The sequence below is a fragment of the Mycobacterium sp. genome, from assembly GCF_052145595.1.
In the GTDB taxonomy this organism is placed as follows: Bacteria; Actinomycetota; Actinomycetes; order Mycobacteriales; family Mycobacteriaceae; genus Mycobacterium.
This window is the reverse complement of record NZ_JBKQOI010000285.1, coordinates 1-8,910: the sequence shown is the minus strand read 5'-3', so window position 1 is coordinate 8,910 and position 8,910 is coordinate 1. Positions and strand designations below refer to the sequence as shown.

Here is an 8,910-nt window from a genome sequence, read left to right as displayed (position 1 = left end):
ATCAACTACCAGTTCGGCGACGTCGACGCGCACGGCGCACTCATTCGCGCCCAGGCCGCGTCGCTGGAATCCGAGCACCAGTCCATCGTTCGCGATGTGCTGGCCGCTGGTGACTTCTGGGGCGGCGCCGGCTCGGTGGCATGCCAGCAGTTCATCACCGACTTGGGTCGTAACTTCCAGGTGATTTACGAGCAGGCCAACTCCCACGGGCAGAAGGTGCAGACCGCCGGCAGCAACATGGCGAGCACCGACAGCGCCGTCGGGTCCAGCTGGGCCTAACTCCAACTTCAGGCGCGGCAGCACACCAGCCCCGTGTGCTGCCGCGTCCTGCGGTTACCGTGCACTTCAACTTTCGAGGGATTGATGGACCAACAGATCACCCGCACCGACATCACCGTCAACGTCGACGGTTTCTGGATGCTTCAGGCGCTACTGGACATTCGACACGTCGCGCCGGAATTGCGGTGCCGGCCCTTCGTATCTACTGACTCGAGCGACTGGCTGAACGAACACCCCGGAATGGCGGTGATGCGCGAGCAGGGCATTGTCGTCGGCAACGAGGTGCAAGAGCAGGTCGCCGCTCGGATGCGGGTCCTTGCCGCGCCCGACCTCGAGGTCGTCGCCTTACTGTCGCGGGGCAAACTGCTCTACGGTGTCGTCGACGACGAAAACCAGGCGCCCGGTTCCCGCGACATCCCTGAGAACGAGTTCCGCGTGGTGCTGGCCCGTCGGGGCCAGCACTGGGTTTCGGCGGTGCGGGTCGGCAGCGACATCACCGTCGACGACGTCGCCATCGCCGACAGCGCCTCGATTGCGGCATTGGTGATGGACGGACTGGAGTCGATTCACCACGCAGAGGCCGCGGCGATCAACGCGGTCAACGTGCCGCTGGAGGAGATGCTGGAAGCGACGAAATCGTGGCAGGAGTCCGGTTTCAACGTGTTTTCCGGCGGTGACATGCGGCGAATGGGCATCAGTGCCGCCACCGTGGCCGCGCTGGGCCAGGCCCTGTCGGACCCGGCCGCCGAGGTCGCGGTATACGCGCGTCAGTACCGGGACGACGCCAAGGGCCCCAGTGCCTCGGTGCTGTCGCTCAAAGACGGTTCGGGCGGTCGCATCGCGCTCTACCAACAGGCGCGCACCGCCGGTTCGGGGGAGGCGTGGCTGGCCATCTGCCCAGCAACCCCGCAGCTGGTGCAGGTGGGTATCAAAACCGTGCTCGATACACTGCCTTATGGCGAGTGGAAAACCCACAGCAGGGTCTGACATGCGTCCGAAACATAAACTTCACCAACGCTTTTGCACATAACGTGCGGCCAGGACGCGAAGACGGCATACTTCTCTAGAATCATCAGCAAATCTTCACAGCCACTCTTTTATCGCAAGGCGAGGCAGATGAAATCCGAAATAGTCGAGCTGCACCTCCCGGGGGGCCACCGCGCCCCGGCACGTAGAGCGACGCAGGCCCCCGAGCGGCTCGCGGCACGGGGTTACACATCCACCATGGCAGGGGGTGCAGGGCGATGACCGCAGTAGCTGACGCGCTACAAGCAGATATTGAGGGTATTTCACAGCCGCGGGCGGTAGTGGTCGGCGTCATGGCCGGCGACGGTGTCCAGATCGGCATTCTGCTGGACGCCAACGCGCCGGTCTCGGTGATGACCGACCCACTGCTCAAAGTGGTGAACAGCCGGCTGAGGGAGCTCGGCGAGGTCCCGTTGGAGGCCACCGGGCGCGGCAGGTGGGCGCTGTGCCTGGTTGACGGCACACCGCTACGGGCCACCCAGTCCCTGACCGAGCAAGACGTCTACGACGGCGACCGCTTGTGGATCCGGTTCATCGCGGACACCGAGAAGCGATCGCAGGTAATCGAACACATCTCCACCGCGGTCTCGGCAAACCTGAGCAGGCGGTTCGCTTCGATCGACCCCGTCGTTGCGGTGCAGGTCGGCGCGTCGATGGTCGCGATCGGGGTGACCACCGCGTCAGCTTTGCTGGGCTGGTGGCGTTGGCACCACAACTCATGGCTGCCGACGGTCTACGCCGCGATCATCGCCGCGCTGATGCTGACGGTGGCCATCATGCTGGCGATGCGGGCGAAAACGCAGCAGGACCGAGGCGTCGCCGACACCCTGTTGCTGAGCGGCCTCGCGCCACTGTCAGTCGCGGCGGCGGCAGCGCCCCCGGGCGAAGTGGGGTCCCCGCAGGCGGTGCTGGGCTTCGGCGTGCTCACCGTTGGCGCGGCTCTCGCGCTGCGTTTTACGGGTCGCCGGCTGAGCATTTACACCGCGATCGTCACCATCAGCGTGATGGCGACCATTGCGAGCCTGGCACGCATGGTCGCGGCGACCAGCGCGGTGACCAACTTCACCTGCATCGTGCTGGCCTGCGTGATCGCTTACCACACCGCACCGGCGCTGTCCCGCCGCTTGGCCGGCATCCGGCTGCCCGTGTTCCCGTCGGCCACCAGCCGGTGGGTGTTTGAGGCGCGGCCCGACCTGCCCACCACCGTGGCGCGCTCCGACGGTGGGCCGGTCCTCGAGGGGCCCGCGTCGGTCCGCGATGTGGTGCTGCAAGCCGAACGCGCCCGGTCGTTTTTGTCGGGTCTGCTGTTGGGGCTGGGTGTGTTGACGGTGGTCTCGCTGACCGCGTTGTCGGATCCGCACGCGGGGCAGCGCTGGCTGCCGCTGCTGCTGACCGCCTTCACCGCGGGCTTCCTGCTGCTGCGCGGCCGCTCATACGTCGACCGCTGGCAGTCGATCACCCTGGCCGGCACCGCCGTGATTATCGTCGCTGCGGTGGTGGTGCGCTACGTGCTGGTGTTGCAGTCGCCGCTGGCGGTCTCGATCGGCGTGGCGATCATGGTTCTGCTGCCCGCAGCGGGCATGACGGCCGCGGCGGTGGTGCCCAACACCATCTACAGCCCGCTGTTCCGCAAGTTCGTGGAATGGATTGAATACCTGTGCCTGATGCCAATTTTCCCGTTGGCATTGTGGTTGATGAATGTCTATGCGGCGATCCGTTACCGCTAGCGGCAAGGTGTGGCGTGGTCGCGCGTCCCGTGCGACCGTCGCCGCACTCTTGCTCACTTCAGGTGCATTAGCCGGCTTGCCGCCGGCTTATGCGATTTCACCGCCGACGATTGATCCGGCGGCGGTGCCGCCTGACGGTCCGCCCACATCGCCGGCGCCGATGAAGCAGAACTCTTACTGCACCGAGGTCGGGGTGCTGCCCGGCACCGACTTCCGGTTGCAGCCGAAGTACATGGACATGCTGAATTTGCAGGAGGCATGGCAATTCGGCCGCGGAGCCGGGCAGAAGGTCGCCGTCATCGACACCGGGGTGAGCCCGCACCCCAGGTTTCCGCACCTGTTCCCGGGCGGCGACTACGTCATGAGCGGCGACGGTTTGTCGGACTGCGACGCTCACGGCACCATCGTGGCGTCGATGATCGGCGCGGCGCCGGCCAACGGCGCAGCGGCGCCGCCCGCGGCACCGCGCAAGCCGGTCACCATTCCCACCACCGAGCCGCCCCCGAAAGCGCCGCCGCCGCAGACGGTGACCCTGTCGCCGTTGCCTCAGACCGTGACGATGGTTCCCGCGCCGCCGCCGTCGGAAGCACCTCCTCCAGGGCCGTTCGGGGCACCGGCGCCAGCACCACCAGCACCGGCAGGACCGGGAGGACCGCCAGCGCCTGGTCAGGCTCCGTCAGCCAACCACGGCGGCGGAGGCACCGTGACAATACCCAGCTATTCCGGGGGCAGGCAGGTAATCGCCGTCGACAACCGGATCGGGCCGCGTCCACTCGACCCGCCCAAACCGCCGCCACCGCCACCCCCACCGCCGGCGCCGGCGCCTGCGGGCCCCGACGCGTACAGCGGAATCGCGCCGGATGTCGACATCATCTCGATCCGCCAGTCCAGCCAGGCGTTTGCCCTCAAGGATGCCTACACCGGCGACGAGGACCCGCAGACGCAGGCGAAGATCGACGATGTCGCGACCATGGCACGCGCGATCGTGCACGCCGCCAACTTGGGGGCCACGGTTATCAACATCTCCGACGTGACTTGCATGAGCTCGCGCAACATCATCGACCAGCGCGCGCTGGGCGCCGCGGTGCGCTACGCGGCGGTCGATAAGAACGCCGTCATCGTGGCCGCGGCCGGCGACAGCAGCAGGAAGGACTGCAAGCAGAACCCAATCTTTGATCCCTTGCAGCCCAACGATCCTCGCGACTGGAACGCCGTCAACACTATCGTGACGCCGTCCTGGTTCAGCGACTACGTCCTGACGGTCGGCGCGGTCGACTCGGATGGTCGGCCGCTCACCACAGGTCAGGGGCAGGGTCAGGGTTCGACGAGCATCGCAGGACCGTGGGTGGGAATCGCCGCGCCGGGGATTGACATCATCGGCCTTTCGCCGCGGGACGACGGCCTGATCAACGCGATTGATGGCCCGGACAACACGCTGTTGGTTCCGGCCGGCACCAGCTTCTCGACCGCGATCGTGTCCGGGGTGGCCGCACTCGTCCGCGCCAGGTACCCCCAGCTATCGGCATACCAGGTCATCAACCGGTTGACCCGCACGGCCAGGGCGCCAGCGCGCGGCGTGGACAACCAGGTCGGCTACGGTGTCATCGACCCGGTAGCGGCGCTGACCTGGGATGTACCCGATGGTCCGGCAAAGCCGCCGCAGCAACTGTCGGCGCCGCTGAACATGCCTAAAGCGGCCCCTCACCGCGATATGGTGCCGGTATGGGTAGCCGCCGGCGGATTGACCGGAGCCTTACTGATAGGCGGCGCGGTGTTTGGCATAGCGATGATGTTGAAGCGAACGCGGAAGCAGCAGTGAGGTCGGAGCAGCGATACCAATGAAGGCACAGCGCAGTTTTGGATTGTCCTTGTCGTGGCTGCGGGTCACCGCGGTGTTTTTGGTCGACATCGTGATCTTGTTGGTGGCCAGCCACAGCCCGGACTCCTGGCAGGGCGATCATCACATCGCGTTTTGGGTGGGTGTTGGCCTGGCGGTGGTGGTCACACTGCTGTCGCTGGTCACCCACCACGGCCTCACGGTGACCTCGGGATTGGCAACGTGGCTTTGGGATTGGTCAGCCGACCCGGGTACCGCCCTGGCCGCGGGATGCACGTCCGCGATCGACCACCAGCGGCGATTCGGGCGCGACAAGGTCGGCGTGCGCGAATACGAGGGCCATCTGGTCTCGGTGATCGCGGTGGACAGCGGTGATGAAGACGCGGCGGGGCGCCATCGCCATCGGTCGACGTCGGCCACGCTTCCGGTGCAGGCGGTCGCTGACGGCCTGCGCCAGTTCGACATCCACCTTGACGGCATCGACATCGTCACGGTGGAGGTGCGCCGCGGCGGCAACGCGGCAGAAAAGTCGAAGCTGGACGACTGGGGGCCCGAAGAGTGGGGCCTGGTGAGCGACCAGCCGACCTCGTCCGTACGGCGCACCTGGCTGGTGTTGCGGATGAACCCGCAACTCAACGTCGCCGCGGTGGCGGCCCGCGATTCGCTGGCGTCGACCCTGGCGGCGGCCACCGAGCGGCTCGCCCAAGATCTCGACGGACAAAGCTGTGCGGCCAAACCGTTGACCGCCGACGAGGTCGCCGAGGTCGACAAAGCCGTGCTGGCCGATCTGGAACCGACCTGGAGCCGTCCCGGATGGCGCCACCTCAAGCATTTCAACGGGTTCGCGACCAGCTTCTGGTTGACGCCGGCGGACATCACCACCGATACCCTGGAAGAGCTACTACTGGCCGACGTCGGGGCCGCCGTGACCACCCTCCGGCTCACCAACGACGACGGGCGGCCGCAGGTGGGGGCCTGGGTTCGCTACCACAGCGACGGCCGCCTGCCCCGGGCGATCTCGTCGGGACTCAACCGGCTTACCGGTCGCCAGCTGGCCGCGGTGCGGGCCAGCTTGCCTGCCCCGGCGGCTCGCCCGATACTGGCCGTGCCCAGCCGTGGGTTGCTCGTCGAGGATGATTTGGTGCTGTCGATAGGTCATCATCAGGCGCGGGAGAACTCAGCGAGCGTGCCCGCAGCGCAATGACGCGCTCGCAATCAACCGCCGAAGACGCCCGCAATGCAATGGTCGCCGGCCTATTGGCATCGGGTATTTCGGTCAACGGACTGCAGCCCAGCCACAATCCACAGGTGGCGGCGCAGATGTTCAACACGGCGACCACCCTTGATCCGGGGATGTGTGATGCCTGGCTAGCGCGAATGCTGGCCGGTGAGCAGGGCATCGACGTGCTGGCCGGCGCATGGGCGGCGGTCAGGACGTTCGGTTGGGAGACCCGCCGCCTCGGGGTCACGGATTTGCAGTTCCGTCCCGAAGTTTCCGACGGCCTGTTCCTGCGCCTGGCGGTCACCAGCGTGGAGTCGCTGACTTGCGCGTATGCCGCCGTCCTCGCCGAGGCGAAACGCTACGAGGAGGCGGCGAAGCTGCTCGACGGTGTCGAGGCCCGCCATCCTTTCGATGAGGAACTGGTCGACTACGTACGGGGCGTCCTGTACTTCCGCACCGGCCGCTGGCCCGACGTGCTCGTCCAGTTCCCGGAGGGGAAAACCTGGCGACACCCCGAACTGAAAGCCGCGGGCGCTGCGATGGCGACCACCGCGCTGGCGTCACTGGGAGTCTTCGAAGAGGCTTTTCGGCGCGGCCAGGACGCCGTCGAGGGCGACCGTGTCCCGGGGGCAGCCAACATCGCGTTGTACACCCAGGGCATGTGCCTGCGGCACGTCGGCCGCGAGGAAGAGGCCGTCGAGCTGTTGCGCCGGGTGTACTCGCGGGATCCGAAGTTCACCCCGGCCCGGGAAGCGCTGGACAACCCCAACTTTCGGCTCATATTGACCGACCCGGAGACCATCGAGGCCCGGACCGACCCGTGGGATCCGGACAGCGCACCAACGCGTGCACAGACCGAGGCCGCTCGTCACGCCGAGGCGGCCGCTAAGTATCTGGCCGAAGGGGATGCCGAGCTCAACGCGATGCTGGGCATGGAGCGAGCGAAACAGGAAATCAGGCTCATCAAGTCGACGACGAAGGTGAACTTGGCCCGGGTCAAGATGGGGCTCCCGGTACCCGTGACCTCGCGCCACACCCTGCTGCTCGGGCCGCCAGGCACCGGCAAGACGTCCGTCGCGCGCGCCTTCAGCAAGCAGCTGTGCGGGTTGACCGTCCTGCGCAAACCAGTAGTGGTCGAGACCAGCCGCACCAAGCTCCTGGGCCGATACATGGCCGACGCGGAGAAGAACACCGAGGAGATGCTCGAGGGGGCATTGGGCGGGGCCGTTTTCTTCGACGAGATGCACACCCTGCACGAGAAGGGCTACCACCAAGGCGACCCCTACGGCAACGCGATCATCAACACGCTGCTGCTGTACATGGAAAACCATCGCGACGAGCTCGTGGTGTTCGGCGCGGGCTATGCCAAGGCAATGGACAAGATGCTTGAAGTGAATCAGGGTCTGCGGCGGCGCTTTTCAACCGTGATCGAGTTCTTCAGCTACACCCCGGATGAGCTGATCGCGTTGACCAAACTGATGGGCCAGGAGAACGAGGACGTCATCAACGACGAAGAAGTCCAGGTGTTGTTGCCGTCGTACACGAAGTTCTACACCGACGAGAGCTACTCCGAAGACGGGGATCTGATTCGCGGCATCGATACGCTCGGCAATGCCGGTTTCGTGCGCAACGTGGTCGAGAAGGCCCGCGATCACCGTAGTTTCCGCCTGGACGACGAGGATCTCGACGCGGTGCTGGCCAGCGAACTCACCGACTTCAGCGACACCCAGATGCTCCGGTTCAAGGAGTTGACCGGCGAGGACCTGGCCGAAGGCCTGCGTGCCGCGGTGGCTGAGAAGAAGTCGACGTAGGTTTGTGGGCGTTGGGGCATGTGGGTTGTTGCAAGTGTGTGGCAGTCTGGCTTGACTGACCTGCTTCGGGCTGTCACGATGGCTTCTGTATGCACCTCGCTAGGTGAGGCTTCTGCGCGGATATAGGCCACTGACCTCGAACGTCGAAAGACGCCCAGGGTCAGGACAGCTCTTCCCGGCTTAAGGGTTGAGCCCAAGTGGCTTCCGGCCTTGGTTCGGCCGGATACGCCGTGTGGTGCCGAAGCTCTGACGAGAGGGGTGCCACGCCTGGTTATTTCCCGGCGTCTCATCCTGCGTGCACTGTAACGGCACCCGCGTGTGCCCTGGCCGTGAGGAGGTGAGAGCGAAATGAGTCTTGACGATAGTCCCTATCGCAGATCGACGACCATTTCGTTGCGATCCAACCCCGGCCCCGTTCCCATGGTCTGAATCGGCTTGTCCCGATAGACCCCGTCCGCACGCTCCCGCTTGGCGGGTTCGTCTGTGGACTGCGCGGAAAGTGGCGCTAAGGCCTGGGTCACGTCTCTTTCCGTGAGGAGAAGTCCAATGTCGTTTGTAATCACGTCTCTTTCCGTGAGGAGAAGTCCAATGTCGTTTGTAATTACTAATCCGGAAGCGCTGGCTACCGCTGCCGGTCACTTGAGCGGTGTTGGATCGGTGCTGGCCGCCCAGAACGTGGCCGCAGCGGCGACGACGACCGGGTTGCCTCCAGCCGGCGCTGACCTGGTATCAGCCTTGACCGCAACACAATTCAGCGCCCATGCCGCCATGTATCAGGCAGTGGGCGGACAGGCTATGGCCGTTCACAAGCTGTTCACCGCAACTTTGGAAGCGAGTGCCGGCTCGTATGCGTCTACCGAAGCAGCCAACACGATCGCAGCTAGCTAGGAGAGGGGGCTGACGATGACTGCAGTACTGGACTTCGCGATGCTTCCGCCCGAAGTCAACTCCGGTCGGATGTACTCGGGGGCGGGTTCAGGCCCGATGCTGGCCGCCGCATCAGCCTGG

General features: G+C 65.6%; 9 protein-coding genes and 1 riboswitch. Of the genes, 8 read left to right on the top strand and 1 reads right to left on the bottom strand.

Annotated features, from left to right (window positions below):
- From ACLP4W_RS24815 to eccA, 6 genes are all read left to right on the top strand, one after another.
- A partial coding sequence (locus ACLP4W_RS24815; protein WP_442390044.1) for a WXG100 family type VII secretion target occupies positions 1-279 on the top strand: 279 nt, incomplete at its 5' end.
- Between the two features lie 84 nt (positions 280-363).
- Entirely contained in the window at positions 364-1,266 is a 903-nt protein-coding gene (locus tag ACLP4W_RS24810; RefSeq protein ID WP_442390043.1) for an ESX secretion-associated protein EspG, read from the top strand.
- Positions 1,267-1,523: 257 nt separating this feature from the next.
- A complete protein-coding gene (gene eccD, locus ACLP4W_RS24805) occupies positions 1,524-3,032 on the top strand; it encodes a type VII secretion integral membrane protein EccD (protein WP_442390042.1) in 1,509 nt (502 codons plus the stop codon).
- A complete protein-coding gene (locus ACLP4W_RS24800) occupies positions 3,010-4,851 on the top strand; it encodes a type VII secretion-associated serine protease mycosin (protein WP_442390041.1) in 1,842 nt (613 codons plus the stop codon). The genes eccD and ACLP4W_RS24800 overlap by 23 nt, the downstream gene beginning before the upstream one ends.
- Before the next feature lie 19 nt (positions 4,852-4,870).
- Positions 4,871-6,073, top strand: coding sequence for a type VII secretion protein EccE (gene eccE, locus ACLP4W_RS24795; protein WP_442390040.1), 1,203 nt, complete (start codon positions 4,871-4,873; stop codon positions 6,071-6,073).
- Entirely contained in the window at positions 6,070-7,902 is a 1,833-nt protein-coding gene (gene eccA / locus ACLP4W_RS24790) for a type VII secretion AAA-ATPase EccA (RefSeq protein ID WP_442390039.1), read from the top strand. Before eccE ends, eccA begins: the two co-directional genes overlap by 4 nt.
- Before the next feature lie 88 nt (positions 7,903-7,990).
- Positions 7,991-8,167, top strand: a riboswitch (M-box (ykoK) riboswitch).
- Positions 8,168-8,270: 103 nt separating this feature from the next.
- Here the strand turns inward: eccA and ACLP4W_RS24785 are convergent.
- Complete coding sequence (locus ACLP4W_RS24785) at positions 8,271-8,423, bottom strand: hypothetical protein (RefSeq protein ID WP_442390038.1); 153 nt, start codon at positions 8,421-8,423, stop codon at positions 8,271-8,273.
- 25 nt (positions 8,424-8,448) lie between these two features.
- On the opposite strand from ACLP4W_RS24785, the gene ACLP4W_RS24780 reads away from it, so the two are divergent.
- Both ACLP4W_RS24780 and ACLP4W_RS24775 read left to right on the top strand, forming a co-directional pair.
- Entirely contained in the window at positions 8,449-8,790 is a 342-nt protein-coding gene (locus ACLP4W_RS24780; protein WP_442390037.1) for a PE family protein, read from the top strand.
- Positions 8,791-8,817: 27 nt separating this feature from the next.
- The coding region (locus ACLP4W_RS24775) for a PPE domain-containing protein (protein ID WP_442390045.1) at positions 8,818-8,910 on the top strand (93 nt) is incomplete at its 3' end.